This window comes from Rothia sp. HMSC068E02 (assembly GCF_001813565.1).
GTDB lineage: Bacteria > Actinomycetota > Actinomycetes > Actinomycetales > Micrococcaceae > Rothia.
Window position 1 is genome coordinate 196803 of record NZ_KV812882.1, and the last position, 25995, is coordinate 222797.

Genomic DNA, 25995 nt, shown 5'->3' on the forward strand with positions numbered 1-25995 from the left:
TTGCGGGTTGCTGAAGGCTCCGGCGAAGGAGAGAGCGACATTATCTGCTGGGCTGTATAAAAACCCCGCTCTGAGCGTTATCAGTTCGTCTCAGCAGCCGCTCAAGGCTTCTGAAGGGGTATACGTGGCCGATAGCGGAGTTCATGGTGAATCTGTAGCGGCAGGGAACACCCTCCTCGGCGGCGGTATGACATGTCCGTACCTTCTAGCCGTAGATTCTGAACTCCTGGATATGGAAAGAAGCTGGACATGGAAAGAACCTGGGTAGGGGAACGATTGCCTACTCCGTTCAGAGATCTGCTGGCTCGAGACAGAATCTGGGTCATGCGGACCGGCTTGCGGCGGGGGAGCGACTACAGACCCTGTAGATGGAATATAGAATCTGCGGACAAAGAAAAACGGTTCCCAGCCCGAAGGCTGGGAACCGCAATTCGAATGACTGCCCCTCGGAAGGGACATAGCTAATCCTACTACAGAATGCCGTAGGAATAGAACCTATGTGTGCTGATCGCTAGAGGTTTTCCTCGTGGAGAGGCTGGTAGCCCTGCTGAGGAGCCGGGGGCTGCTGCATCTGGACGTTGCCCTGCGGATACATATCCGGCTGATCTTGAGTGTGCGGGAAATTCCCGAGCTGCTCAGAATCCTGGTGCGGAGCTGCTGCATCCTGCTTGTTCTGTCGCACCAGCAGGCGCCAGATAACGCCGGCAATGAGCAGAATAGAGATAATCAGCAGAGTCAGCGGGTTCAGACCGTTGAGCAAAATTGCCAGGTCGAGGGTGACTAGCGCAGTTGCGATATAGGTCCAGACTCGGTCGAGCAGCAGAGCGCTCAGGAGAGTCAGGGCAATGCCGAGTACCAGCACCACGATATCCGGACCGTCAGCGGGAACTGCCCACGTTACCAGGGTGAGGAATACCTGCAGGCCCAAAGCCCAGTACAGAGGAGAATCCGATACCTGCGTATCTACAGGCCTCTTTGCGATGAAGTTCTTGAGGACCTTGGCGGCCACAACAGCCAGCATAATCAGGAGAGCAACCTCAAGAATGACGCTCAGAGGATTGGACTTCGAGTAATCAATGACCAGACGGGCAATGAAGAGGCTGAACGCCGTGGTGCAGACGATCGGCAGGTTCTTCGCCTTGGTGACAGACACGAAGGACAGAGCGCCTAGACCCCAGAGAAGTGCGTTGAGCTCCACCTGCCTGGGCTCAAAAACCAGCCCAACGAAAGTGTAGAATCCCAGCGTCGCCAGAGCGGGAATCATCAGCAGCGTATTGACCGGTGCATAGATACCCTGGCTCAGGGGACGACGAGACAGGAAACGCGCGTAAGGGGCACCCAACGGGCCGTGCATCGGCAAATCAACCATCGTATTACCAACCGGGACAGCGATGCGCGGACGAACATTAGCGTTCACACCGAAGACCTCAATCGGGAGCGTGACCTTCAGAACGAACAGGATAACGACGGCAATCAGAGCGTAGTAGCCCAGAAGAGTCATCACCATTGTGCTTTCCCTCGTGTTGAAGAGATTCCATAGAGAACCAATGCAGAACGTCGTGATACTGATGGAGGCACCAATCTGCATGCGGGGGATCCTGAAGATGAGTGCAAGTACCCATACGGCGATGAAGATCATCGGAGTTGCTACTGCGAACAGAAGATTATCAAAGTCGCCAATGAAACGGCCTACGCTCAGGATAGAACCAAGAGTAAAGAAAGTCGCTGCTGCGTATGCCTCGTAGTTTCGCTTGGAGTACGCGTAGAGTAGCACGCTGCACAGCGCCTGAACCGCCAGCAGGGCAAGTACGAGGAAGTCTACAAGCGATTCCTTCATATTGCCGCTGATAGCGAGCAGAATGACAGACCAGCAGATGGGGAATCGTGCAACGGTGAGTAGTTCCGAACGAATCGAAGAGCCAGCCGGCATAAAGAAACCAAGCGCACCGTAGACGACGGTCAGGAGCGCCGGCAGTGCTACAGCGATGTACTCCTTCTGCAAGTCGTACAGCAGGTAGTGTCGCGAGCCAATCGTCGCGATAAGCAGAGTCGAGTAGAACGCGATACGGACAAACATGACAAGCGTGGAGCGGAAGGACCCAACGTCCGAAAGTCGCAACGCGCGAGCCAGAATAAGAGCGCCCAGCACGCTCAAGAAGAGGACGGCACCCGAGAAGAGAGGGAAACCAATCCAGAATCGGCCATGCGCTCCGCCATCAGCATGGTTAGCTACGTACCCGACGAAGAGAGCAAAAACGCCCAAGAAGAGGTAGACCGACATCTCTACAAGACGGTAGCTTGCGTTCTGCGCTGCAACGCCCTGAGAGAGGACAAAAGTCAGTAGCGCAATAACGGCGCAGACCAACGCAAACATCAAAAGCGACTCAGAAGTCTGCATCTCAGGAATGAGAGCGAGGAAGAGTTGAATCATACCAATGGCATAACCGATGTTGCTCAGTACCGCTCCAGCGGTACGTGCCTCAGGGGCCTTAGCACTGACCAGATAGATGACTACTGCCGCGGTAAAGAAGAGGTAGAAAGTACCCTGATTGCCGGGGGACGCGTACATGCCAACAACTGGAATGAGCGCTACAAAACTCATGAGTAGCAGAGGCTGGATTGCCTTGCGGTACAGCAAGAAACTCACAATGCAGAGGACACCAATAACCCAGGGGGCAGGGAAGATACCTTGATTACCTTCTGCATAAGGAAGGAAAGCGCTCCAGCGCGTTGCGTATACAGGGCTATCGGCAGCATGAGCAGTGAAGAAGGCATCAATGAGAGCGAAGAAAGAGAAGAACACGCCGACGCATGCGTCAATTGCCGGCAACCACTCCATCTTGTGAGCGGGATGGTGAGGAGCTTCCTTCGCCCAGGGGATAGCCGGGGTGCTTTGAACCTGCTCGGGCTGTTCATCAGTAGCAGGAGCAGAACCAGCAATAGTCTTCTGCAGACGAGGAATAAATACGTAGGCAGAAATCAGGTTAACAACCAGGACCGAGACGAAGAAAATGCTGGGGAACCACGGGCCGTGATCCGAGTCCATGATGAAGGAGAGAACAGACGCAATCGGGTAGATACGTGCCTGGGCATAGTAATCCGCCGTACCGTTCAGCCAGGTGAACAGAATGGCATGCACAGACATGACTGCAAACGCAATACCCGCATCCGTGTAGCTCAGATCGTTGGTGAAGAAGAAAATAGCGATGGCAGTAGCCGGAACAAAAATGCGGGAAGAATCAACAAGACCTTCGCGGATGCCCTTCGGAGCAGCATTCGGGGCAAAATGCAGAACCAAACCCAGAACGGTGGCAACCGCAGTCAGTGAAACAAAATACCAAACGAAAGGCAGAGCCGCTACCTTCGTAGCCGCCAATGAATCCGAAACAATGAACGAAATCAGCAGGTACGCCATCACGCGGTTACGCATGAGGGCACAGGCACCAACAATGGCTGCAGTGCCAACCAGAGACGTGAGAAGCCAGACGTAGCGTCCTTCAGCCCAAATCTTGAGGACATAGGCAGCAACGCCAGTCAGAGGAATAAACGCAAGACCGGTTGCTGCAAAAGAGTAGGAGGCAATACGCAGGCGCTCTACGAAACGGTAGGTGAGCAGACCGGCTCCGTAGAAGACGACTGCTCCAAGCGCCATTGCGAGGACACGGAAGATAGCCGTTTCATCCTGAGAAGACGTCACAGAGGTGACAAAAAGACCCGCAGCACCGATGAGCAGGAGCGAACCGATGTACAGAACAATATTGAGGAAGATATCCTCATTGACCCGGCGTCGCTGCGCAGGAGGCTGAGGATACGGACTCGATAGGGACGGGGGAACGTACAAGCCGAGACCTTGCGGCTGAGCATACTGAGGGCTCTGAGACGAAGAGTGAGAGCTAGAGGATGCCTGATGAGGTTGTGTCGGCTGAGACATGGTTTCTCCTTAGGCTGTAGTGATACTTCTACGATACGAGAGTCTTTAGGCCTAAAAGCTTTATTAAGAGCAATAAAGCGCATGGAACTTACTGAAAGTAGATTGAAAGCTCCCTGAGAGTTACATCGCGGGAGTATCCTCAGGTTGACAGCGACAGTTAAGTGTTCTTAAGCACTTAACTTGTGTTCGTATTGCATCAGGGCTCTAACTCTGAGAGAATTGACGACGTTGTCAAAGCGTCTACCTGCACTAAAGGTAGGCCCACGTATGACCCGGTCCGAAGGATGACGGGACGAGTTTGTCTAGAAAATAGGCGACACGCCCGAGTTCGGGGGTCGGTACTCAGGCGGGGTGAGGAACCCGGCAAAGCCGGATTCAGTCCGTTCTGAGTGGCGCACGTGATGAATATATCGCGTTCCTTAAGCGCTATAACAAAGGGGCAAAAGCTCCGATACAGGGAATACATCAAGAAAGAGAGTCCGACAGATGGCGGGACAGAAAATCCGCATCCGTCTGAAGTCCTATGACCACGAGGTCATCGATTCTTCGGCACGGAAAATCGTCGAAACGGTCAAGGGCGCAGGCGCAACTGTAGTTGGCCCCGTGCCGCTGCCGACCGAGAAGAACGTCTACTGTGTTATTCGTTCTCCCCACAAGTACAAGGACAGCCGCGAGCACTTCGAGATGCGTACGCACAAGCGTCTGATCGACGTTGTTGATCCGACCCCCAAGGCTGTTGATGCCCTCATGCGTCTCGACCTGCCGGCAGACGTAAACATCGAGATCAAGCTGTAGAGGATCGCATCTAATGACTAACAAATTCGAGCGCCAGGTGAAGGGCCTGCTGGGCACCAAGCTCGGCATGACCCAGGTCTGGGACGAGGACGGCAAGTTCGTGCCCGTCACCGTCGTCAAGGCTGATTCTAACGTTGTTACCCAGATCCGTAACCAGGAAACTGACGGCTACGAAGCTGTTCAGATCGGTTTCGGTGCAATCGACTCTCGCAAGGTTACCAAGCCCCTGGCTGGTCACTTCGAGAAGGCCGGTGTTACCCCCCGTCGCCACATCGTCGAGCTGCGTACCGCAGATGCTTCTGAGTATTCCCTCGGTCAGGAACTGACCGTTGAGCTCTTCGAAGCAGGCCAGAAGGTCGACGTCGTTGGTAAGACCAAGGGTAAGGGCTTCGCAGGTGTTATGAAGCGTCACGGCTTCAAGGGTGTTGGCGCGTCTCACGGTCAGCACAAGAACCACCGTAAGCCCGGTTCCATCGGTGGCGCATCCTACCCCGCACGCGTGTTCAAGGGTATGCGCATGGCTGGCCGTATGGGCGCAGCACGTCACACTACCTTGAACCTGACTATCCAGGGTGTGGACGCAGAGAACAATGTCCTGCTGATCAAGGGCGCAATCCCCGGTCCCAAGGGCGGCGTTGTTCTGGTTCGTACCGCTGTGAAGGGAGCCTAATACATCATGGCTGTTAAGACCCTTAAGGTAGACCTGCCCGCAGAGATTTTCGACGCGCAGGCATCCGTGCCCCTGCTGCACCAGGTTGTCGTTGCACAGCTCGCTGCTGCACGCCAGGGCACCCACAAGACCAAGAACCGCGGCGAGGTTTCCGGTGCAGGCCGTAAGCCCTTCAAGCAGAAGGGTACCGGTAACGCACGTCAGGGCTCCATCCGTGCACCGCACATGACCGGCGGTGGCGTTGTTCACGGTCCGACCCCGCGTAACTACGCACAGCGCACCCCCAAGAAGATGATCGCCGCTGCACTGCGCGGTGCTCTCTCCGATCGCGCTCGTCACGACCGCGTCCACGTTGTCGAGAACTTCATCTCCGGTGAAATCCCCTCGACCAAGGCTGCAAAGGCTGCATTCGCAGCTATCACCGAGCGCAAGAACATCCTTCTTGTGATTGCTCGTGCAGAGGACGTTGTGGCTCTGTCCGCACGTAACCTGGAGAACGTTCACGTTCTGTACGCAGATCAGCTCAACACCTACGATGTGCTGGTTTCTGACGACGTGGTCTTCACCAAGGCAGCATTCGACGCATTCGTTGCTGCAGCTCAGAAGAAGGAGGGCGCTAAGTAATGAGCGTTTCCACCAAGTCTGTATACGACGTGATCATCGCTCCCGTCGTTTCCGAGAAGAGCTACGGTCAGCTCGACGAAGGTAAGTACACCTTCGAGGTCGCTACCGATTCCAACAAGCTGGAAATCAAGCAGGCCATCGAGAAGATCTTTGACGTCAAGGTTGCTTCCGTCAACACCATCAACCGTCAGGGCAAGCGCAAGCGCACCCGTTTCGGTTGGGGCGCTCGCAAGAACACCAAGCGTGCGATTGTGACCCTCAAGGAAGGCACCATCGACATCTTCGGCGGTCCGCAGGCATAAGCCCCGCGGAGACCACTTTAACGAAGGAAGAAATATCTAAATGGGTATTCGTAAGTACAAGCCGACGACCCCGGGTCGCCGCGGTTCGAGCGTTGCTGATTTCTCCGAGATCACCCGCTCCACCCCGGAAAAGTCCCTGCTTCGTCCGCTTCACAAGACCGGCGGCCGTAACAACACCGGTCGCATCACCACCCGTCACAAGGGTGGCGGCCACAAGCGCCAGTACCGTCTGATCGACTTCCGTCGTCACGACAAGGACGGCGTGAACGCACGCGTTGCACACATCGAGTACGATCCCAACCGTACCGCTCGCATCGCACTGCTGCACTACTTCGATGGTTCCAAGCGCTACATCATCGCTCCGAACAAGCTCGCTCAGGGCGACATCGTCGAGTCCGGCCCCGCAGCTGACATCAAGCCCGGTAACAACCTGCCCCTGCGCAACATCCCCGTTGGTACCGTGATTCACTGTGTCGAGCTCCGCCCCGGCGGCGGCGCAAAGCTGGCTCGCTCCGCAGGTGCTTCTGTACAGCTGGTTGCTAAGGAAGGCAAGTACGGTCAGCTCCGTCTGCCCTCCGGCGAAATCCGCAACGTGGATGTTCGCTGCCGCGCAACCGTTGGTGAAGTTGGCAACGCTGAGCAGTCCAACATCAACTGGGGTAAGGCAGGCCGTAACCGCTGGAAGGGCATCCGCCCGACCGTCCGTGGTGTGGTCATGAACCCGGTTGACCACCCGCACGGTGGTGGTGAAGGTAAGACCTCCGGTGGTCGTCACCCGGTTAACCCCAACGGTAAGCCCGAGGGTCGTACCCGCCGTCCCAACAAGGAAAGCGACAAGCTCATCGTTCGTCGCCGTCGTACTGGCAAGAAGCGCTAAGGAGCCTGAAACATGCCTCGTAGTTTGAAGAAGGGCCCTTTCGTTGATCAGCACCTCTACCTGAAGGTTGCAGCTCAGAACGAGAAGGGCACCAAGAACGTAATCAAGACTTGGTCGCGTCGCTCGATGATTATCCCCGACATGCTCGGTCACACCATCGCAGTGTACGACGGTCGCAAGCACGTGCCGGTGTTCATCACCGAGTCGATGGTTGGTCACAAGCTCGGTGAGTTTGCTCCGACCCGCACTTTCCGCAGCCACGTGAAGGACGACCGTAAGGGCAAGCGTCGCTAATCGGTTCACACCGATAAGCTAACGTTTCCCTTTCGGCAATAGACGAAAGAGAGATAGGCAATGGAAGCCAAGGCATCAGCGCGTTTCGTTCGCGTTACGCCTATGAAGGCCCGCCGTGTCGTCAACCTGATCCGTGGTAAGCAGGCGGAAGAGGCTCTGGCGATTCTGAAGTTCGCCCCCCAGGCAGCTTCGGAACCGGTATACAAGATCGTTGCTTCGGCAGTAGCTAACGCTCGTCAGAAGGCAACCCAGCAGGGTCTGCCCTTCCGCGAGGAAGAGCTGTTCATCAGCGAAGCATTCGTGAACGAGGGCCCGACCATGAAGCGCATTCAGCCCCGCGCTCAGGGTCGCGCATACCGAATCAACAAGCGCACCAGCCACATCACCGTGGTAGTTGCTACCCCGGAGAAGGAGGAGGACCGCTAAATGGGTCAGAAAATTCACCCGAACGGTTTCCGACTGGGCATCACCACTGACCACGTCTCCAAGTGGTTCGCTGATTCCAACAAGCCCGGCGAGCGTTACGCTGACTTCGTCCGCGAGGACGTAAAGATCCGCGAGCTGCTGGCTAAGAACCTGGATCGCGCAGGCGTTGCAAAGGTCGAGATTGAGCGTACCCGTGACCGCGTGCGTGTGGACATCCACACCGCTCGTCCCGGTATCGTGATTGGCCGCCGTGGCGCAGAAGCAGACCGCATCCGCGGCGAGCTCGAGAAGCTCACCAACAAGCAGATTCAGCTGAACATCCTCGAGGTTGCTAACCCCGACCTCTCCGCTCAGCTGGTTGCACAGAGCATCGCAGAGCAGCTCGCATCGCGTGTTGCATTCCGCCGTGCAATGAAGAAGGCAATCCAGTCCGCACAGCGTGCAGGCGCAAAGGGTATCCGTATCCAGTGCTCCGGCCGTCTGGGTGGCGCTGAAATGTCCCGTTCCGAGTTCTACCGCGAAGGCCGTGTGCCCCTGCACACCCTGCGTGCGAACATCGACTACGGCTTCTTCGAGGCTAAGACCACCTTCGGTCGCATCGGCGTGAAGGTCTGGATCTACAAGGGCGACCTGACCGACAAGGAGCTGGCAGCTCAGCAGGCAGCAAACAACCGCCGTGGCAACCGCCGCGATGGTGACCGCCGCCGCCAGGGCAACCGTGGTCCTCGTCGCGAGCGCCGCAACGAGAACGCTTCGGCAAAGGTCGAGGCCAAGACTGCAGAGAACGGTGAGGCATAAATGCTTATTCCCCGTCGAGTAAAGTACCGCAAGCAGCACCACCCCAAGCGTAGTGGTCTCGCAAAGGGCGGCACCGAGGTTAGCTTCGGTGAGTGGGGCATTCAGGCCCTGTCGCCCGCATACGTGACCAACCGCCAGATTGAGGCTGCACGTATCGCAATGACCCGTCACATCAAGCGTGGCGGTAAGGTCTGGATCAACATTTATCCCGACCGTCCGCTGACCAAGAAGCCCGCTGAAACCCGTATGGGTTCCGGTAAGGGTTCGCCCGAGTGGTGGGTCGCAAATGTCAAGCCGGGTCGAGTCATGTTTGAACTCTCCGGTGTGTCCGAAGAAGTGGCTCGCGAGGCAATGCGCCTGGCAATCCACAAGCTCCCGATGAAGGCACGTGTTGTGCGTCGCCGCGAAGGTGGTGAATAAGCGAGATGGCAGTAGGATCCAAGGACCTGAGCATCGATAAGCTCGCAGAGCTCTCCAACGAAGAGCTGGCTGCAAAGCTGAGCGAAGCGAAGAAGGAACTCTTCAACATCCGCTTCCAGGAAGTCACCGGTCAGGCTAACGCAGGTCGTCGCCGCACTATCAAGCGCGACATCGCACGTATCTACACCGTGCTGCGTGAGCGCGAGCTCGGTATTCGTCCCGCAACTGAAGGTGAGTCCAAGTGAGTGAAGTAAAGAACGAAGAGCGCGGCTACCGCAAGACCCGCCGCGGCTACGTTGTCTCCGACAAGATGGACAAGACCGTTGTCGTCGAGGTCGAGGACCACGTGAAGCACGCACTGTACGGCAAGGTCGTTCGCCGTAGCTCCAAGATCAAGGCACACGATGAGCAGAACGCTGCTGGCATCGGTGACCTCGTTCTGATTGCAGAGACCCGTCCGCTGTCCGCTTCCAAGCGCTGGCGTATCGTGGAGATCATCGAGAAGGCTAAGTAAGCTCTCTTCATGACTCTCTGCTAGAGCAGTAAAAGAGCCCCTCTCCTACTTCGGTAGGAGAGGGGCTCTTTGCTTTTAACCTTTGTACGGGAAAAACCGGGGCGGGCGCCCTATGGCACGGGCTAATAACAGGCGCTAAGACAACATTTGTCATAAATGTCTTGATATGTCATACGAGAAAGCAATATTTTTCTCTCGCGTTGATGGCGCAATCCATGAGTAGACGCTGCTAGAGAAGAAAACGCATGTGGAGGCGGAATTAGGGCGAAAAAATGAAAAGTAATACGTGAGTAAGGCGCCTGGGGTCTGCGGAATCCGATGAGCAACACTTGAAAACAACCTGATTAGGGACTTATTATCAACTTTATAGTTGCTTAGCATAACCTTTCCTAATAATTAGTCGGTGGCTTTGCACCTTCCGGAGGTTGCACGACCTTTGGAGAAGTACCACTACACATCATTGAGGATTATCATGACTTCTTCACCCAAGCCCTCACGTAAGCTGCTCGCCATTGCTGGCGCACTTTCCGTTGTTGCAGGCTCTTTCGCTGCCGTTCCCGCTACCTTTGCGGCAAACGTCTCCGCATCCGTTCCCGGCGGGAACTCCCAGAACTCCACTGAGGAATGCCGCCACATTGCAGTGAGCGCTACCCAGTACCAGGGCCTGCCCGGCCAGTACCAGCTGGCATACTCGGCAGCAACCTCCTCCCTCTACACTTCCTTCTCCTCCGGCCGCCCGCCGATTCTGACCGGTGGCGTCGGCACCTGGAACGTTGCATCCACCCCGAGCCTTGCTACTGTCTACCAGTTCCCGACCACGGACTTTATTGCACGTGGCGCTACCGCACCGACCGGTAAGCAGATTGAATCTCCCTACGGTATTGCCTACGACGAAGCAACCGGATACGTATGGGTGACCCAGACCCGCGTCAACAAGGTATCTGTCTTCGATCCCGCGACCAACAAGATTATCTGGAGCAGTGCAGAAGGCGACGTCAACCACCCTCGTGAGGTACGCATCGACCCCTCCAGCGGCAAGGTCTTTGTATCTGGCTCCGGCGGCATTAGTGTCTTCGACACCACTCGGCACGCCCTGGTCAAGAAGATTGAATTCACCGACGCCAAGGGCGAATCTGACATCGCAATGAACATGCACGTAGACTCCGCTGATGGCAAGCTCTACGTACCCTCCTTGAGTGCCGGCACCGTGAAGGTGATTGACACCAAGAGCTACGAGGTTGAGAAGACCATTCAGCTGCACAAGGAAAATGCTGAAGCTACTCTGAACCCCTCGGACGTCACTATCGACAAGTCCCTGAAGGAAATCTACGTCAGCACCCAGGGTGACCGTAAGGGCACTAACTCCGGTATCACCGTCTACGACCTGGAAACTGGTGCCTACAAGAAGACCATTCCTTTCGGCAACCAGGCCCTCGCTCTCGCCTCCGACGAAGCCCGTGACCTGCTGTACGTGACCGATTACGGTACCGGCAACGTCGGTGTTGTTGATGCACGAACCGGCACCGTTGTTTCTCAGGTGTCTACCGGTGCGACCAGCGGCGCAAATGATGTTCTGGTCACCGCAGACGGCAGTGCATACGCTGTAGCACGCAGCATTGAAGGCGCTTCCGCTATCGAAACCGACTACACCATTGATAAGACCACCGGCGAATACCGCACCTCTAGCACCGAGCCCAAGGGCAAGGACAACGCAGACTCCCCGATTACTCCCGGCGTCATGGTGAAGATCAACACCACCGTTGAAACCACCGCGAAGCCTGCTGCACAGGCTTCTTCTGAAGAACTGGTGAAGACCTACGCCGACGGCGCTAAGCTCTACGCCGTGAAGGACTGGACCACCGGTGAAACCCTGAAGCTGCGTGGCGAAGGTTTCAAGACTCAGGACGGTTCAAAGGGCTCCGTACTCGCAGTCAAGCTGAACAAGGGCCGCATCTCCGCGAAGGAAGAGCCGAAGCTCAACGGTGCTGAGGGCAACAGCGCAGGTGTTTGGGCGTACATCCAGGCAGATGAAAACGGTAACTTCACCGCTGAACTGCCGTACCCGACCACCGAGAACTCCAACCTGACGGAAAATCTGAAGAGCGGCGATAAGGTATCGGTCTTCCTGCTCTCCGGCTCCATTGTTGAAGGTGACACTCCTCGCGGTGGTGAAGCGCTCTCCGCAACTGTTGCAGAGAAGAAGGCAGACACCGCTGAGACCTGCGCACCGGCAGAAACCACCCAGGTCGCTGCTACTCCTTCTGGCGTGACTACCACTTACCCTGCCGGCACTAAGCTGAGCCTGCCGGATAGCGAACAGCCCACTCCGGCTCCGAGCGAGTCTGCTAAGCCTGAGCCGACCACTCCGGCTCCGAGTGAGTCTGCTAAGCCTGAGCCGACTACTCCGGCTCCGAGCGAGTCTGCTAAGCCCGAGCCGAGCACCCCGGCACCCTCCGAAAGCGCAAATTCCAATGAGGTTGTGCACGAGTACAAGGACGGCGCTAAGGTCTACTTCCCCAAGACTTGGGACGGCCAGAAGCTGACCTTCCGCGGTGAAGGCTTCAAGACTCTGGACGGTAAGGGCTCCGTTATCGCCGTCAAGCTGAACAAGGGCGCTATTTCTGCGAAGGTAGAGCCTAAGCTCGAAGGCGTTGAAGGCAATAGCGCAGGCATCTGGGCATACATCAAGGCGGACGAAAACGGTAACTTCACCGCAACCATCGACCGCCCCACCGTGGCAAACTCTAACCTGACTGAAGAACTGAAGACCGGCGATAGCGTTGCTATCTACCTGCTCTCCGGTTCCCTGACCGAGAACGATAACGTGCGCGGTGGTGTGGCTGCAGAATACACCTTCAGCGTTGACAACCAGGCACCTGCACCGAAGGCATCCGAATCGGCTAATGCACCTGTAACTAACCCCTCTGAGGCGCCTTCCGCACCGGCAGACTCCAAGGAACAGGTAAAGGAAAACGCTAAGGATCAGTCCAAGGCTCCCGCGGATTCTTTGAAGTCTGATGCTCAGAAGAAGGACAGCACTGCACCGAAGACCTCCGGCTCTTCGTCGCAGAACGTCACCTCTTCCAACAACGGCTCCACCGCTTCGAGCTCCTCGAAGTCTTCGCTGGCTAACACCGGTGCTTCGGGCGTCGTCGTTGCTGCAGGAATCGGCGTTCTTGCCCTGGTCGTTGGCGCAACCGTGCTGGTAGCACGTCGCCGCAAGGCATAGCCCGTACCCCACGGCAGCCCACGATACTACCGCTTGGCGGTAGCGAAAGAGGTAGAGCGGGATCTGCTAGATATTCAAGAACCCGCTTGACTCTCTGAAACTGCCGATAGGCGCTGAAAGGGGCGGTACCCATCGAACCGATGGGTACCGCCCCTATCGTTTTGCCTATACGTCTGTATTCGAGCGGAAGGCCTAGACCAGGATCAGAAGTAGTAGCGGGGGAGAGCGGAAGAGAAGCGGAGGAAGGGTGAAGCGCACCCTCTGCGCTCGCCCGCCCTTATTTGACGAGTTAACAGCCTGAAGAATGAAGTGCGGGATTCTAACGCCTCAAATACGAAGAAAACCCGCACCGAAGTGCGGGTTTAGTGTCAAAGCGAGGTTCGGCCCCTAGACAAACGGATTAGCGAGGAAAAAGGGACCCAAGAAATCTGTCCGATAAGGACCGAACCTCTTGTTTGACGCATGCGTCTCTTCTATTATGGTACATCTCGCTGATTTTCGCACCTTGAATCGCGATTTTTGCTAAAAAACTTGATTTTTGAAAAAACAACCCTTAATTTCTAAATTTTTAAGCAGATTTTTTCAGAACGCTGTTTTGAGGGGGTCAGAGGTGAAGAAATATTACAAAATCTATGGCTCTGGTCGACTCGATATAAGTCTTTTAGTTCTAGAAGATGCCGATAGTTCTAGATATATGTCTTTTATGCTAATTATGTTTAGATTGTAAAGCTTTCATGGGGTAAATTTGCCCCGCTCAGAGCCGGAGGGGAGAACAGCTCCGGATGCCAATATAGGACCTCTTGAGGATGAATTTCGTAGTGCATGGACTGCACTAGAAAAGCCTCAAAATGGTGGGCAAAGCGTAAGATATACAGCAGAAAGCTCCGGATGCTAAGCCCGCAAAATATAAGGTGAGCTAGCCTCCAAACTACACAACTCTGGAGATACTTATGGTTCCCCCTGTCGCAGGAGAAGAGCAGAAGAACGTGCCGGATGCTAAGCGTTTTTCCGTGGATCGTTCCGCGGGACTTGCTGGCCAGTATCAAGTGGCATACAACCCTGAAGAGAACGTTCTTTTTGTAAGTGGAAGCTATAACCACACAAAGACCCACGGCACTCTCTGCGCCACAATTGCTCGCATAAACGCGGATACCCTGCAGATTGAGCAGACGGCTACTCTGCCCGTTATCCCGGAAAATAACCCCGAACTAGCAAACCTCTTCCAGGTTCAAGCTGCCTATGGGTTAGCCGCAGACAATGAACGGGGGCTTCTCTGGACCGGAGGAACCCGCACAAACTCGGTTACCGCATACTCCCAAAAGGACCTATCGCGCGTATGGGATTCTCTCGTTCTAGAAGTAGAGATGCTGACTCCGCGTGAGCTATACGTCGCACCCAACGGTGCCGTACTCGTTACCGGAATGGGCGGCTACCAGGTGATTTCTGCACCCACCGCAGAGGGGGAACGTAGGGTTAGCCCCCTTCAAGGGGAAGGCCCTGCCATGCTACTAGGACCCGTAGCGGACGAAAGCCGTAGCCTCCTGTACATCCCGAATATTATGCGAGATGAAATCTGGGTTGTGGATATGAATACCTGGGAGCTTGCACGCAAGCTGCCCGTAATTGGCGGGGAAGACGCCAATACTCCAGTCGGTGTTCACGGTGTGGAGATTGATTCGACGCGCGGTGAACTATATGTCTCTGCGCAAGGGCGCGAGGGTAAGAATGGCGGTCTGTATGTTCTGAGCTTTGAGGGTGAGCACCTCGCTTATCTTCCGTTCGGAAAGATGCCCACCGATATCTTGCTCGATGCAGAACGTCACCTGCTCTATGTTGCTGATTTCGGTGGCAAGGGGGAGGCGGCAGTTGCTGGTGGCGGAACTGTTACCGTCATTAATACGCTCAATCGAGCCATTATTGACACCGTGCAGGTGGCTCCCACCCGCATTAACCACCAGGTCCTGTTGAAGGACGGGAGTGTTATTGCTGTCGATAAAGCAGGAGACTACCCCGCAGCTGAGGTTCCCTACGTGCTGGATGCAAACTCTGGCGAATACTATGAGGCTGCAGAAGAGACTCGACCGGGAGAACCTCCTCGCCCTATCGTTCGTGACGGTATCGCGAAAGTATATATGCCCTAGCTGATGAGTGAAGAGCGACTGAGAGCAGCTGATATATCAACGTAGTGCGTGCCGCGCTCTAGCACTGTGCGTATGTCTGAGAGGTGGGGAGTAGGACCGGGGTGGTCTCTTGCCAGTACTGCGGCAAGTCTGTCGTGGAGGGACATTAAAGCGTAGTAAAATATTAATATCTATCTTCTTTGTTTGACACATTGTTTGATAGATTTCTCGAGGCCCCTTCAGTTTCTTATGCGTCAGGAACTACACGAAGGGGCCTCCTGCTTTAAGTGTCAAATAAGGGGCCTTCTCAATCGATGGTGATGTGGGGTATGGGGTTTTTGCTCTCTAAGCCCGGCTATCCCCAGAGATAGGGTGGAGGAGACTGAAATCATAGTCGGCAAACTCTTGCGCTACATACCTGCTTCCTGTACAGTGTTAAGACTGTGTGGCTGTATCCAAATAGCCGCACAACCACGGGCTTCTCGTGCCAGTGCATAATGCCGCTATTTACGGGTGGGATACGCCCGCTTCACGCGGGTCCAAATGCTTCTGGCATGGGTTTGCCCCAGGCGTTTCCGCTAACCCCTTCCATAGAGTTGGGGCCCGGGGCGTCAACCAATCCCGTAAAAATGTTCCGCAAGGCTGGCTCGCGCCTAAAGCGAGTCGGAACCGGCGAGACGACAGGAGAAATATGATTCAGCAGGAGTCGCGACTGAAGGTCGCCGACAACACTGGTGCGAAGGAAATCCTGACCATCCGTGTTCTCGGTGGTTCCTCGCGTCGCTACGCAGGCATCGGCGACATCATTGTCGCAACCGTCAAGGATGCAATCCCCGGCGGTACCGTAAAGAAGGGTGACGTTGTTAAGGCAGTCGTCGTCCGCACCAAGAAGGAAACCCGTCGTCCCGACGGCTCCTACATCAAGTTCGACGAGAACTCCGCAGTGATCCTGAAGAACACTGATGGTGATCCCCGTGGTACCCGTATCTTCGGCCCCGTGGGTCGTGAGCTTCGCGACAAGAAGTTCATGAAGATCGTTTCGCTGGCTCCGGAGGTGCTCTAATTCATGGCTAAGATCAAGTCCGGCGACCTGGTTCAGGTTATTTCCGGTGCAGATAAGGGCAAGCAGGGCAAGGTTCTGAAGGTTCTCCCCAAGGAAAACCGTGTGATTGTTGAGGGCGTCAAGGTCGTCACCAAGCACACCAAGGCTAACCCCCTGACCGGCGCAGCAGGCGGCATTCAGAAGGTTGAGGCACCGATCCACGTTTCTAACGTTGCGATTGTTGACCCCGAGACCAAGAAGCCGACCCGTGTTGGTTTCCGCCTCGAGACTGTAGAGCGTGACGGCAAGGAGCGCACCGTTCGCGTGCGCGTTGCTAAGCGTTCGGGTAAGGACATCTAATGACCGAAACCAAGATCACCCCCCGCTTCAAGACCAAGTACGCTGAGGTCGTCGTTCCCGCTCTGCAGGAAGAGTTCAAGTACGAGAACGTCATGCAGACCCCGAAGATCGTTAAGGTCGTCGTAAACATGGGTGTTGGCGAGGCAGCTCGCGACGCAAAGCTCATGGACGGCGCAATCCGCGATCTCACCGCAATCACCGGTCAGAAGCCGATTGTTACCCGCGCTAAGAAGTCCATCGCACAGTTCAAGCTGCGCGAAGGTATGCCCATCGGCGCACACGTCACCCTGCGTGGCGACCGCATGTGGGAATTCCTGGACCGCCTCGTCACCCTGGCACTGCCCCGAATCCGCGACTTCCGCGGCCTCTCGGACCGCCAGTTCGACGGTAACGGTAACTACACCTTCGGTCTGACCGAGCAGTCCATGTTCCACGAAATCGATCAGGACTCGATCGACCGCGTGCGTGGTATGGACATCACCGTGGTGACCTCCGCGAAGACCGACGAAGAAGGCCGTGCAATCCTGAAGGCACTGGGCTTCCCGTTCAAGACCAACTAACGACTACGTTGTAGGTCCAGACCCCGTTACCGCGGGGTAGGGAAACCACAACGAGGAAGGGCTAAAGCCCACAATGACTATGACTGATCCGGTCGCAGATATGCTGACCCGTTTGCGTAACGCAAACTCCGCATACCACGACACCGTATCCATGCCCTACTCCAAGCTGAAGGCTCGCATTGCTGAGATCCTGAAGGCTGAGGGCTACATCGCCGACGTGAAGGTTGAGGATGCAAAGGTCGGCAAGACCCTGACCCTCGTCCTCAAGTACGGTCCGTCCCGCGAGCGTTCCATCGCTGGCGTGCGTCGTATTTCCAAGCCGGGCCTGCGTACCTACGCAAAGTCCACCAACCTGCCCCAGGTTCTGGGTGGCCTCGGCATCGCAATCCTGTCCACCTCTTCGGGTCTGCTCACTGACAAGCAGGCTGCGAAGAAGGGCGTGGGCGGCGAAGTCATCGCTTACATCTGGTAGTCGGTTAGAAGAGAAAGGAAGAGAATAATGTCACGTATTGGACGTCTCCCCATCTCGGTTCCCGCCGGCGTTGAGGTTAAGGTCGATGGCAACCTGGTTACCGTTAAGGGCCCGAAGGGCGAGCTCTCCCACAAGGTAGCTTCCCCCATCACCGTGGCTCTGAACGAAAACGAGATCGTTGTATCTCGTCCGAACGACGAGCGCCTGTCTCGCTCGCTGCACGGTCTGACTCGTACCCTGATTCAGAACCTGATTATCGGCGTTACCTCCGGCTACGAAAAGAAGCTGGAAATCGTTGGTACCGGTTACCGTGTGACCCCGAAGGGTAACGACCTGGAGTTCGCTCTGGGCTACTCCCACCCGATCAACATCACCGCTCCCGAGGGTATTACCTTCGCAGTGGAGGGTGCTAACAAGCTGACCGTGTCGGGTATCGACAAGCAGCTCGTTGGTCAGGTTGCAGCAAACATTCGTGGTCTGCGTAAGCCCGATCCCTACAAGGGTAAGGGTGTTCGCTACGCAGGTGAGCACATCCGCCGCAAGGTCGGAAAGGCTGGTAAGTAAACATGGCTATCAAGTCGAAGGCAGCGCAGCGTGCACGTCGTCACGCTCGCATCCGCAAGTACGTTTCGGGTACCGCTGCGCGTCCGCGCCTGTGCGTCACCCGTTCGACCCGTCACATGTTCGTTCAGGTTATCGACGATGTCAAGGGCGTAACCCTGGCATCCGCTTCCACCATGGAAGCAGAGCTGCGTGCAGCTGACCTGGACAAGACCGCTAAGGCAAAGCGCGTTGGTGAGCTCGTAGCAGAGCGCGCCAAGGCAGCTGGTGTTGAGGCAGTCGTGTTCGACCGCGGTGGTAACAAGTACCACGGCCGTGTTGCAGCCGTTGCTGACGGTGCACGCGAGGGAGGTCTTGCACTCTAATGAGCGAGCAGAACGTAAAGGAAACTCAGGTGAGCGAAGCAGTAGTAGCTGAAACCGCTGAGAACTCCAACCAGCGCGAGGAGCGCCGCAACAACCGCGGCGAGCGTCGTGGCCGTGGTGAGCGCCGTAACAACCGCGCTCGCGAGGAGGAGAAGGACAAGTACATCGAGCGCGTTGTGACCATCAACCGCGTTTCCAAGGTCGTCAAGGGTGGTCGTCGCTTCAGCTTCACCGCACTGGTCGTCGTTGGTGACGGTAACGGCCTGGTCGGCGTTGGCTACGGTAAGGCTAAGGAAGTTCCCGCAGCAATCTCCAAGGGTGTCGAGGAAGCAAAGAAGAACTTCTTCCGCGTTCCCCGCATCGAAGGCCGCACCATCCCGCACCGTGTGCAGGGTGAGGCAGCTGCAGGCGTTGTGATGCTCCGCCCGGCAACCGCTGGTACCGGTGTTATCGCAGGTGGCCCCGTGCGTGCAGTACTCGAGTGCGCAGGCATTCACGACGTGCTGTCCAAGTCGCTCGGTTCCTCCAACCAGATCAACATCGTTCACGCAACTGTTGCAGCACTCAAGGAGCTCGAGGAGCCCCTGGCAGTGGCAGCCCGCCGTGGCCTGCCCACCGATGAGGTTATCCCCAGCTACCTGCGCAACACCAAGTCTGAAAAGGCAGGTGCGTAGTAATGGCCAAGCGTATTCAGCCCAGCGACGCAAAGCTGGAAATCACCCAGGTCAAGTCCTATGTTGGTCAGAAGCAGAACATGCGCGACACCCTGCGTTCCCTGGGCCTCAAGCGCCCCGGCAACAAGGTAGTCCGCACTGCTGACCCCGTCACCGTTGGCATGGTTAACACCGTTGCTCACCTGGTGAAGGTTGAGGAGGTCAAGTAAAGATGGCAGAAGCTATCAAGATTCACGATCTGCGCCCGGCACCGGGTGCCCACAAGGCAAAGACCCGCGTTGGCCGCGGTGAAGGCTCCAAGGGTAAGACCGCAGGTCGCGGTACCAAGGGTACCAAGGCACGTTACCAGGTTCGTGCAGGCTTCGAAGGCGGCCAGCTGCCGCTGCACATGCGCCTGCCGAAGCTGCGCGGCTTCAAGAACCCCTTCCGCACCGAGTACCAGGTTGTTAACCTGGACCGCATCCAGGAACTGTTCCCCAACGGTGGCGACGTCACCGTCGAGGCACTGGTTGCTAAGGGTGCCGTTCGCAAGAACGAGCTCGTGAAGGTTCTGGGCAACGGCGAAATCTCCGTCAAGGTGAACGTTGTTGTTGACAAGGCATCGGCTTCCGCTATTGAGAAGATCGAGGCCGCTGGCGGTTCTGTAACCGTTAAGTAGTCTTCAAGACGAGAAAGCCCCCGTCCGTACACTGTACGGCGGGGGCTTTTTGCTGCTCGGAAAGACTCACAACGGGATATATTCCTGTATTCGTATATTTGAACGCTTGGTGTGCGCCACATTTGGCGTTCAAAAATCACGCTAAGAGAATATAAAAGCTACATAATCTGCTAGGGAGTTATCGTTACCCGCTCCAAACACGATAGACTGGAAGATGTGTTTACTGCGCCCTAAAACTCTTTGAGAGGGATGGGCGCCCCATAGACTTACAGGAGGACATGTGCTGAGCGCATTCGGGCGAGTCGTCAAGACCGCCGATTTGCGGCGTAAGCTGCTGTTTACCCTGGCAATGATTGTGCTGTACCGCGTGGGCACTTTCATCCCCGCGCCAGGCGTTTCCTACGGAAATGTACAGCAGTGTCTGAACGCCAATGTTACAAGCGGTGGCGTCTACGATATCGTCAACCTCTTCAGTGGTGGCGCACTGCTGCAGCTTTCGATCTTTGCCCTCGGCGTGATGCCGTACATTACCGCGTCCATTATCATCCAGCTGCTACGCGTGGTCATCCCGCGATTCCAGGAGCTGCACGATGAGGGCGCGCAGGGTCAGGCAAAGCTCACCCAGTACACCCGCTACCTGACCATCGCTCTTGCTCTGCTGAATGCAACCACCATCGTCTCGATGGCACGCTCTGGCGTTCTGCTGGGTAACTGCCCGGGCATCATCCCCCAGGACGACGTACTGCACATCCTGCTGATTATCGTCACCCTGTGTGCAGGTACCACCGTCATCATGTGGATGGGTGAGCAGATTACCGAGCGTGGCGTCGGCAACGGTATGTCCCTGCTGATCTTCACCTCCATCGCTTCCTCCTTCCCGAGCGCTCTGGGCTCCATCCAGCGCACCCACGGTTGGGGTATCTTCGCGGCTGTCTGCGGTATTGGCCTGCTGGTCATGCTTGCCGTGGTCTACGTGGAACAGTCCGTTCGCCGTATCCCCGTGCAGTATGCAAAGCGCATGATTGGTCGACGCACCATTGGCGGCACCAGCACCTACATCCCGCTGAAGGTCAACATGGCCGGCGTGATCCCGCTGATCTTCGCGTCCTCCCTGCTGACCCTGCCCGGCCTGATTGCCCAGTTCAACACCCCCACCGACGGCTCCACCCCGCCGGACTGGGTCAACTGGATTAACGCATACCTGGTGCGCGGCGATCACCCGCTGTACATTGCTCTCTACTTCTTCATGATTATTGGCTTCGCGTACTTCTACGTGGCGGTCACCTTCGACCCGGTAGAAGTAGCGGACAATATGAAGAAGTACGGTGGCTTCATTCCCGGCATCCGTGCGGGTAAGCCCACCGCGCGTTACCTCAGCTACGTACTCAACCGAATTACGTTGCCTGGCGCACTTTACCTGGGTGTAATTTCCATGATTCCCCTGGTAGCGCTTATCCTATTCAACGCAAACCAGAATTTCCCGTTCGGCGGCGCCTCGCTGCTGATCGTGGTGGGTGTTGGTCTTGATACTCTCAAGCAGATCAACGCTCAGCTCCAACAACGAAACTACGAAGGACTGCTCCGATGAACCGTCTGCTCATCGTCGGCCCTCCCGGTGCAGGTAAGGGCACCCAGGCCGTCAAGATCGCTGAAGCGCTGAAGATTCCCGCGATTTCCACCGGTGATATCTTCCGTAAGAACATCAAGGAAGAGACCGAGCTGGGCAAGGAAGCGAAGTCGTACATCGACTCCGGCAACCTGGTTCCCGACTCTGTCACCAACAACATGGTGCGCGCACGTCTGGAGGAAAGCGACGTCGTCAACGGCTTCCTGCTCGACGGCTACCCCCGCAACACCTCCCAGGTGCACGAGCTAGACTCCATCCTCGAAGCCAAGGGTGAGAAGATCGATCGAGTTCTCCTGCTGGTTGCAGACAACGACGAACTCGTTGAGCGTCTGCTCAACCGCGCAGCAGAGCAGGGTCGTACCGATGACAACGAAGAGGTCATTCGTCACCGCCTGAAGGTCTACGAAGAAGAGACCGCACCGCTGATCGCAATCTACCGCGAACGCGGCATCGTCAAGGAAGTTAACGGCCTCGGCGAGATTGCTGAAGTCACCGAGCGCATCCTCGACGCTCTGAAGTAATCTTCTGCTGTACCCCCGCAATTTGAGGTGCATGATGCATCACAAAGACTTGCGGGGGTACAGTGCTGTCTGTAGAGTTCTAAGCTTGGGCGCACCGCCCCTATACCTAAGGAGCCAGAATGGCACGAGTCGAAATTAAAACCAATGCACAGCTTCAGCAGATGGCTCGTGCAGGAGTCATCACCAGCCGCGCGCTCGATGCGGCAGTGGCGGCAGCTCGCCCCGGCGCAACCACCGCAGAGGTGAACGCCGCTTTTGAACGCACCATGCTGGAACTGGGTGGCACCTCCAACTTCTACGGCTACTACGACTACCCGGCAACCGTATGCACCTCCGTCAACCATGAGGTCGTTCACGGCATCCCCGGCGACTACGTGCTCAAGGACGGCGACATCCTTTCTATCGACGGTGGCGCATACGTTATCGACCCCGCAACCAACCGCCAGTGGCACGGCGACTCGGCACGTACTGTGCTGGTCGGTGACAATGTGAGCGAAGCACGCGCAGAGCTCTCCGCCGTCACTCGCGAGGCAATGTGGCACGGCATCGCCGCTCTGGCAACCGCAAAGAAGGTCGGCGAAATCGGCCTTGCCATCGAAGCATATGTGACCGAAGAATACGGCGATAAGTACGGCATTATTGAAGACTACGTGGGCCACGGCATCGGTTCCCAGATGCATATGGCACCGGACGTACTGAACTACGCAGTGCGTGACATGGGGCCGAAGATCAAGCCCGGCATGGCTTTCGCTATTGAGCCGATGCTTGTGACTGGTTCCATCGAGACCAAGGTGCTCTCCGACGACTGGACCGTTGTAACCGTTGACGGCTCCGATGCCTGCCAGTGGGAGCACTCCGTTGCTGTGCATAGCGAAGGTATCTGGGTCCTGACTGCAGAAGACGGTGGTGCAAGCGAACTTGCTCGCTTTGGCGTAACCCCGGTTCCGATCCCCGCCTAAGTCCCACCACTAGGGGAGGGGTATCCACCTTTAGCTGCCCCACCTCCACCCGAAGAAACCGGCGAATCCGGTCCGGTGCGTGATAGCGCATCCGAAAGCATCCACATCACAAGGAAGAAGCTCCATGAGCGAAACTCTCAATAGCGGCGAGGCAACCGCACCCGCTGCGACCAAGGTGCCGGTTGAAATCTCGAACGTTCGCCCCGCACCCGGCCAGATTGCCCTGAAAGCACCGCGCCGTGCGAAGCCGCCCAAGCATATCGCTGACTTCGACATGGCTGGCCGCCGTGAATTTCTGAAGGAACTTGGCTACCAGTCGTTCCGTGCATCCCAGCTGTCCAAGCACTATTTTGAGCGTCTGGTCACTGACCCCGCTGAGATGACTGACCTGCCGGCTAAGGACCGCGAGCAGATGGTTGCACAGGCGATGCCTCAGCTTCTGACCCCGGTCCGTACCCTCGAGGCTGACGGTGGCGACACCCTGAAGGTTGTGCACCGCCTCTTTGATGGTGCGCTCATTGAGTCTGTCATCATGCGTTATGACAACCGCGTGACCATGTGCATCTCTTCGCAGGCTGGCTGCGGTATGAACTGCCCCTTCTGTGCGACCGGTCAGCAGGGTTTGACTCGCAACCTGTCCACCGCGGAAATTGTGGAGCAGGTCGTTGCCGGTGCCCGCTACCTGAAGCAGATGAAGGGCCTGGAAGAAGCAGAAGGCGGTTCTGAGGATACTCGTCCGCTGCGTGTTTCCAATATTGTCTTCATGGGTATGGGCGAGGCGCTTGCTAACTACAAGGCAACCATGGGTGCTGTGCACCGCCTGATTGACCCTTCGCCCGAGGGCCTCGGTATTTCTGCTCGCGGTCTGACCATGTCGACCGTGGGCCTGGTGCCGGGTATTCGTAAGTTTGAGCTGGAGAAGCTGCCCATTACTTTGGCGCTGTCTCTGCACGCTCCGGATGATGAGCTGCGTGATGAGCTGATCCCGATTAACCAGCGCTGGAAGGTCGACGAGACTCTGGACGCTGCGTACGACTACTACCGTACGACCGGCCGCCGCGTCTCCATTGAGTACGCGCTGATTCGCGATATTAACGATCAGGGCTGGCGTGCGGATCTGCTCGGTAAGAAGCTGGCGCAGCGCGGCCGTGGTTGGGTGCACGTGAACCCGATTCCGCTGAACCCGACCCCGGGTTCGAAGTGGACGGCATCCCGTAAGGGCGTTGAGCAGAACTTTGTGGAGCGTCTGCGTGCCCACGGTATTCCGACGACTATTCGTGATACTCGCGGTTCCGATATTGATGGAGCATGCGGTCAGCTTGCCGCTAAGGAAGACTAAGCAGTTGAGCTGTGACCGGTGAACGGTGCCCCTTTCCTGCGGAGGGAAGTCAATAAGACTTTCAGGAACGTGGGGGAGGGGCTTCTTCCTTTTAAACATTAAGTGCCTGATGTCATAAAAATCACGGTTGTTTTTCCACGGCCTTTGCCGTAGAGTTAACAGTTGGTTGTTTGTGCCAGTGTTAAGTGCGCCTTAAAACGCCCTATCGCCTCACCGAGGTGAGCTCACAAACAGAAGATACAATTGCCCGCCGCACCTGCGACGGGCACCGACGTTAGCGGAGGATATGGCTAAGAAAGACGGCGTCATCGAGATTGAAGGCTCTGTGGTTGAAGCTCTGCCCAACGCGATGTTCCGTGTTGAGCTGGATAACGGCCACAAGGTTCTCGCACACATCTCGGGCAAGATGCGTCAGCACTACATTCGCATCCTGCCTGAGGACCGAGTAGTAGTGGAACTGAGCCCCTACGACCTTTCCCGAGGTCGTATCGTCTACCGTTACAAGTAAACCCGAGATAAACGTCGCCCCTGGCGGCGTTTAAATCGTGTTCAAAGGGATAACGCAGTTCCCCAACGTAAGTGAGGGAACCTCTTATCTCGCCAGTAATCAAGTTGCAATCAAAAGGAATGCGATGAAGGTCAAGCCGAGCGTTAAGCCGATCTGCGATAAGTGCAAGGTGATCCGCCGTCACGGTGTGGTCATGGTGATCTGCGAAAACCCGCGCCACAAGCAGCGCCAGGGCTAATCCCTAGCAGCTGACTTCATAACCGCCCCAACAGGGGGCGGAATTGTCATAGGCACCGCTCCGAAGCAACGCCCACGAGGCGACTTCGGATACCTCCGGACTCAGAGGCCGGGGACCGGGTCAGAACAACCCGGGCAGTGATGCTATAGACCTCTGGAAAACAACAAGGAGAAGCCAGTATGGCACGTCTCGCTGGAGTTGATATTCCCCGCGAAAAGCGCGTGGAAGTTGCTCTCACTTACATCTACGGCGTGGGCAAGACCCGTGCACACGAAACCCTCGCTGCTACCGGCGTCAACCCTGACACCCGCGTCAAGGACCTGACTGACCAGGAGCTCGTGGCACTTCGTGACTTCATCGAAGGCAACTACAAGGTTGAAGGTGATCTTCGCCGCGAGGTTGCAGCTGACATCCGCCGTAAGGTTGAAATCGGTTCCTACCAGGGCCTGCGCCACCGCCGCGGCCTGCCGGTTCACGGTCAGCGCACCAAGACTAACGCACGTACCCGCAAGGGCCCGAAGCGTACCGTCGCAGGTAAGAAGAAGTAAGCAACGTTGCTCTGTTGGATATCTCTATCCGACCAACGTATTAGAAAACCTTTGTAGGAGAATCAAAAATGCCTCCCAAGACTCGCGCTGCGGCAGCTCGTAAGACCAACCGCCGCAAGGTTAGCAAGAACATCGTTGCTGGTCAGGCTCACATCAAGTCGACCTTCAACAACACCATCGTCTCCATCACCGATCCCACCGGTGCAGTGATCTCCTGGTCCTCCGCTGGCGACATGGGCTTCAAGGGCTCCCGTAAGTCCACCCCCTACGCCGCACAGCTGGCTGCTGAGGCTGCTGCAAACCGCGCCAAGGAGCACGGCGTCCGCAAGGTTGACGTGTTCGTCAAGGGCCCCGGTTCCGGTCGCGAAACCGCAATCCGCTCCCTGCAGGCTGCAGGCCTCGAGGTCGGTTCGATCCAGGACGTTACCCCCGTTGCACACAACGGTTGCCGTCCCCCGAAGCGCCGCCGCGTCTAATTAGGTCTCGACCTAATCCCTCGACGGGTACACTCCGCACGGAGCTGTACCCGGAGAGTACAGACACCCGTCTGCTTCCTAAGATAT

At 56.6% G+C, this 25995-nt stretch carries 31 protein-coding genes; 30 read left to right on the forward strand and 1 reads right to left on the reverse strand.

The window, feature by feature from the left end; all coding sequences use genetic code 11:
- Nucleotides 1–511: 511 nt before the first annotated feature.
- Nucleotides 512–3841, reverse strand: coding sequence for a Fe2+/Zn2+ uptake regulation protein (locus HMPREF2919_RS02510; RefSeq protein ID WP_246824039.1), 3330 nt, complete (start codon nt 3839–3841; stop codon nt 512–514).
- Nucleotides 3842–4417: 576 nt separating this feature from the next.
- Here HMPREF2919_RS02510 and rpsJ point away from each other — a divergent pair.
- From rpsJ to rpsK, 30 genes are all read left to right on the forward strand, one after another.
- Complete coding sequence (rpsJ, locus tag HMPREF2919_RS02515; RefSeq protein ID WP_004005287.1) at nt 4418–4726, forward strand: 30S ribosomal protein S10; 309 nt, start codon at nt 4418–4420, stop codon at nt 4724–4726.
- 13 nt (nt 4727–4739) lie between these two features.
- Nucleotides 4740–5396, forward strand: a complete 657-nt coding sequence (rplC, locus tag HMPREF2919_RS02520; protein ID WP_005504955.1) for a 50S ribosomal protein L3 — start codon at nt 4740–4742, stop codon at nt 5394–5396.
- A gap of 6 nt (nt 5397–5402) precedes the next feature.
- A complete protein-coding gene (rplD, locus tag HMPREF2919_RS02525) occupies nt 5403–6020 on the forward strand; it encodes a 50S ribosomal protein L4 (RefSeq protein WP_049341134.1) in 618 nt (205 codons plus the stop codon).
- Nucleotides 6020–6322: a 50S ribosomal protein L23 gene (gene rplW, locus HMPREF2919_RS02530; RefSeq protein WP_005504959.1), complete on the forward strand. Its 303-nt coding sequence runs from the start codon at nt 6020–6022 to the stop codon at nt 6320–6322. The genes rplD and rplW overlap by 1 nt, the downstream gene beginning before the upstream one ends.
- 40 nt (nt 6323–6362) lie before the next feature.
- The gene (gene rplB / locus HMPREF2919_RS02535) at nt 6363–7199 is read left to right on the forward strand and encodes a 50S ribosomal protein L2 (RefSeq protein WP_005504961.1); all 837 of its coding nucleotides are present in this window, start codon (nt 6363–6365) and stop codon (nt 7197–7199) included.
- 12 nt (nt 7200–7211) lie between these two features.
- Nucleotides 7212–7493 (forward strand): 30S ribosomal protein S19, encoded by a 282-nt coding sequence (rpsS, locus tag HMPREF2919_RS02540; RefSeq protein WP_004005282.1) that lies wholly within the window; start codon nt 7212–7214, stop codon nt 7491–7493.
- A gap of 60 nt (nt 7494–7553) precedes the next feature.
- The gene (rplV, locus tag HMPREF2919_RS02545) at nt 7554–7919 is read left to right on the forward strand and encodes a 50S ribosomal protein L22 (RefSeq protein WP_005504964.1); all 366 of its coding nucleotides are present in this window, start codon (nt 7554–7556) and stop codon (nt 7917–7919) included.
- Nucleotides 7920–8717 carry a 30S ribosomal protein S3 gene (gene rpsC, locus HMPREF2919_RS02550; protein ID WP_005504966.1) on the forward strand — a complete coding sequence of 266 codons (798 nt, stop codon included), beginning with the start codon at nt 7920–7922 and terminating at the stop codon, nt 8715–8717.
- Nucleotides 8718–9137: a 50S ribosomal protein L16 gene (gene rplP, locus HMPREF2919_RS02555; protein ID WP_005504968.1), complete on the forward strand. Its 420-nt coding sequence runs from the start codon at nt 8718–8720 to the stop codon at nt 9135–9137.
- 5 nt (nt 9138–9142) lie between these two features.
- Nucleotides 9143–9382, forward strand: a complete 240-nt coding sequence (rpmC, locus tag HMPREF2919_RS02560; RefSeq protein WP_005504969.1) for a 50S ribosomal protein L29 — start codon at nt 9143–9145, stop codon at nt 9380–9382.
- Nucleotides 9379–9651: a 30S ribosomal protein S17 gene (gene rpsQ, locus HMPREF2919_RS02565; RefSeq protein WP_005508401.1), complete on the forward strand. Its 273-nt coding sequence runs from the start codon at nt 9379–9381 to the stop codon at nt 9649–9651. The genes rpmC and rpsQ overlap by 4 nt, the downstream gene beginning before the upstream one ends.
- Before the next feature lie 472 nt (nt 9652–10123).
- Nucleotides 10124–12880 carry an LPXTG cell wall anchor domain-containing protein gene (locus tag HMPREF2919_RS02570; protein ID WP_070666047.1) on the forward strand — a complete coding sequence of 919 codons (2757 nt, stop codon included), beginning with the start codon at nt 10124–10126 and terminating at the stop codon, nt 12878–12880.
- Between the two features lie 950 nt (nt 12881–13830).
- The gene (locus tag HMPREF2919_RS02575) at nt 13831–15021 is read left to right on the forward strand and encodes a YncE family protein (RefSeq protein WP_012903056.1); all 1191 of its coding nucleotides are present in this window, start codon (nt 13831–13833) and stop codon (nt 15019–15021) included.
- A gap of 670 nt (nt 15022–15691) precedes the next feature.
- Nucleotides 15692–16063, forward strand: a complete 372-nt coding sequence (rplN, locus tag HMPREF2919_RS02580) for a 50S ribosomal protein L14 (RefSeq protein ID WP_005504986.1) — start codon at nt 15692–15694, stop codon at nt 16061–16063.
- 3 nt (nt 16064–16066) lie between these two features.
- The gene (gene rplX, locus HMPREF2919_RS02585; RefSeq protein WP_005504988.1) at nt 16067–16402 is read left to right on the forward strand and encodes a 50S ribosomal protein L24; all 336 of its coding nucleotides are present in this window, start codon (nt 16067–16069) and stop codon (nt 16400–16402) included.
- Complete coding sequence (rplE, locus tag HMPREF2919_RS02590; protein WP_005505001.1) at nt 16402–16962, forward strand: 50S ribosomal protein L5; 561 nt, start codon at nt 16402–16404, stop codon at nt 16960–16962. Before rplX ends, rplE begins: the two co-directional genes overlap by 1 nt.
- A 73-nt stretch (nt 16963–17035) precedes the next feature.
- Complete coding sequence (gene rpsH, locus HMPREF2919_RS02595) at nt 17036–17434, forward strand: 30S ribosomal protein S8 (RefSeq protein ID WP_005505003.1); 399 nt, start codon at nt 17036–17038, stop codon at nt 17432–17434.
- Between the two features lie 27 nt (nt 17435–17461).
- Nucleotides 17462–17998 (forward strand): 50S ribosomal protein L6, encoded by a 537-nt coding sequence (gene rplF / locus HMPREF2919_RS02600; RefSeq protein WP_005505004.1) that lies wholly within the window; start codon nt 17462–17464, stop codon nt 17996–17998.
- A gap of 2 nt (nt 17999–18000) precedes the next feature.
- Complete coding sequence (gene rplR, locus HMPREF2919_RS02605; protein WP_005505006.1) at nt 18001–18360, forward strand: 50S ribosomal protein L18; 360 nt, start codon at nt 18001–18003, stop codon at nt 18358–18360.
- Nucleotides 18360–19034 carry a 30S ribosomal protein S5 gene (gene rpsE / locus HMPREF2919_RS02610; protein ID WP_070666050.1) on the forward strand — a complete coding sequence of 225 codons (675 nt, stop codon included), beginning with the start codon at nt 18360–18362 and terminating at the stop codon, nt 19032–19034. The genes rplR and rpsE overlap by 1 nt, the downstream gene beginning before the upstream one ends.
- A gap of 2 nt (nt 19035–19036) precedes the next feature.
- Complete coding sequence (gene rpmD / locus HMPREF2919_RS02615) at nt 19037–19243, forward strand: 50S ribosomal protein L30 (protein WP_004005265.1); 207 nt, start codon at nt 19037–19039, stop codon at nt 19241–19243.
- A 2-nt stretch (nt 19244–19245) separates the two neighbouring features.
- A complete protein-coding gene (gene rplO / locus HMPREF2919_RS02620; protein ID WP_005505008.1) occupies nt 19246–19692 on the forward strand; it encodes a 50S ribosomal protein L15 in 447 nt (148 codons plus the stop codon).
- 280 nt (nt 19693–19972) lie between these two features.
- Nucleotides 19973–21280 carry a preprotein translocase subunit SecY gene (gene secY / locus HMPREF2919_RS02625; protein WP_012903060.1) on the forward strand — a complete coding sequence of 436 codons (1308 nt, stop codon included), beginning with the start codon at nt 19973–19975 and terminating at the stop codon, nt 21278–21280.
- Complete coding sequence (locus tag HMPREF2919_RS02630; protein WP_005505015.1) at nt 21277–21840, forward strand: adenylate kinase; 564 nt, start codon at nt 21277–21279, stop codon at nt 21838–21840. Before secY ends, HMPREF2919_RS02630 begins: the two co-directional genes overlap by 4 nt.
- A 119-nt stretch (nt 21841–21959) precedes the next feature.
- The gene (map, locus tag HMPREF2919_RS02635; RefSeq protein WP_049341779.1) at nt 21960–22799 is read left to right on the forward strand and encodes a type I methionyl aminopeptidase; all 840 of its coding nucleotides are present in this window, start codon (nt 21960–21962) and stop codon (nt 22797–22799) included.
- Between the two features lie 124 nt (nt 22800–22923).
- Nucleotides 22924–24138 carry a dual-specificity RNA methyltransferase RlmN gene (gene rlmN / locus HMPREF2919_RS02640; protein WP_044150213.1) on the forward strand — a complete coding sequence of 405 codons (1215 nt, stop codon included), beginning with the start codon at nt 22924–22926 and terminating at the stop codon, nt 24136–24138.
- A 286-nt stretch (nt 24139–24424) separates the two neighbouring features.
- Nucleotides 24425–24646: a translation initiation factor IF-1 gene (gene infA / locus HMPREF2919_RS02645; protein ID WP_005505018.1), complete on the forward strand. Its 222-nt coding sequence runs from the start codon at nt 24425–24427 to the stop codon at nt 24644–24646.
- Between the two features lie 124 nt (nt 24647–24770).
- The gene (gene rpmJ / locus HMPREF2919_RS02650) at nt 24771–24884 is read left to right on the forward strand and encodes a 50S ribosomal protein L36 (protein WP_004005257.1); all 114 of its coding nucleotides are present in this window, start codon (nt 24771–24773) and stop codon (nt 24882–24884) included.
- A gap of 179 nt (nt 24885–25063) precedes the next feature.
- A complete protein-coding gene (gene rpsM, locus HMPREF2919_RS02655) occupies nt 25064–25432 on the forward strand; it encodes a 30S ribosomal protein S13 (protein ID WP_005505026.1) in 369 nt (122 codons plus the stop codon).
- Between the two features lie 68 nt (nt 25433–25500).
- On the forward strand, nt 25501–25908 hold the full coding sequence (gene rpsK, locus HMPREF2919_RS02660) for a 30S ribosomal protein S11 (RefSeq protein ID WP_005505028.1): 408 nt from the start codon (nt 25501–25503) through the stop codon (nt 25906–25908).
- The last annotated feature ends 87 nt before the right edge of the window (nt 25909–25995 follow it).